This window comes from Streptomyces sp. NPDC054841 (assembly GCF_053611045.1).
This window is the reverse complement of the sequence record NZ_JBSGZO010000901.1, coordinates 1-1423: the sequence shown is the minus strand read 5'-3', so window position 1 is coordinate 1423 and position 1423 is coordinate 1. Positions and strand designations below refer to the sequence as shown.

Annotated in this window: 1 protein-coding gene; it reads left to right on the top strand. The window is 67.9% G+C overall.

All coding sequences use genetic code 11. From position 1 onward, the window contains the following. Window positions 1-1286: scabin-related ADP-ribosyltransferase (locus ACWGI8_RS44295; protein ID WP_453669287.1), on the top strand; the 1286-nt coding region annotated here is incomplete at its 5' end. Between the last annotated feature and the right edge of the window lie 137 nt (window positions 1287-1423).

Genomic DNA, 1423 nt, shown 5'->3' with positions numbered 1-1423 from the left:
ACTCTGGCGGTTCGTCCGGAGGCGCATCAGGCGGCTCCAACTCCGGCGGATCAACCGGCGGCAACAACGGCGGCTCCTCCGGCGGTTCATCGGGTGGCTCCAACGGCGGCTCCTCCGGCGACACGTCAGGCGGCTCCAACTCCGGTGGCTCCAGCTCCGGCGGCTCCAGCTCCGGCGGCTCATCGGGCGGCGCCGATGGCGGTCTGATCGGTGGTCTGATCGGTGGTGTCATCGGTGGCCCGAGTTCGGGCGGATCGACCGGTGGCAGCAGTGGTGGTTCCTCCGGCGGATCGACCGGTGGCAGCAGTGGTGGTTCCTCCGGCGGATCGACCGGTGGCAGCAGCGGTGGCTCCTCCGGCGGATCGACCGGTGGCAGCAGCGGTGGCGGCCAGCCGGAAGAGCCTGAGGACCCGGGGCCCAAGGACCCCGAGCAGCCCGAGGACCCCGAGAAGGACTGCGACACCGCCGGCGTCGGTGGTGGCATGGGCGCCGGCATCGCCATGTCGGTGCGCCGCTCCAGCGGTCGGGTCACCCTGGCCGTCGGCCCCGGCAATGGGGCCGGCGGCGCTCCCGGAGCGGGCATGCAGTCCATGCAGTCCGGTCTCGCCGCCGTTGCCGCCGCCGCCATGGGCACCGCCAGTGCCGCGGTCCCCGGCTACGACACCTATCAAGGGGCCGAAGATGCCGCGAATGCCGCTCTCGGCTCCGGCGCCTGTTCAGATCCGACGCGGCAGGACGACAACGACAAAGACCACGACACCGACGAAGACCAGGACAAAGACCACGACAGCGACAAGGATCACGACAAGGACGTTGGTCCGAGGCCCAATCCTCACCCGGAGGTGGCGATTGACCCGGACGTGGATGTGGAGAGCATCCAGGAAAGCATCGAGGGTAAGGGCAGTCTGAAGTGGCGTGACACACGTGAGCCCCTCTTCCGCAATGACGACCGTCCGCCGAGCGTCATCTTCGAGGAGGGCTTCGCGCCGCGGAGCGAGTACAACACGGACCTGGACAGCTACGTCAACGACAGTGAGCCGTCCGCCTTCGTCGGCACCACGTACAACGAGGAATTCGCCACCAAGTGGGGCGCCAAGTACGTCTACGACATCGATGCGCCCGGTGGGATCGACATCAACCAGACCTTCAACGACAGCCCCTACTCCCACGAGGACGAGATCGCCTTCCCGGGCGGGATCCGTCCGGAGTACATCAAGGGAGTCTGGGAGGTGAAGCCGGACGGTTCCCTGGGGAAGTACGTCCCCAACAAGAACTACAAGGGGTAGTGGAGGAAGCCGAAGCAGTCGGGTCCGGCTCCAGCGTTTGCGCTGCGGGTGGTGCGTGAGCCGCACCACCCGCAGCGCGTGTCCGGTTCACCACTGACAACGGTGAACCCCGCCCGTGGACGGGGTCAGTCCTCGTC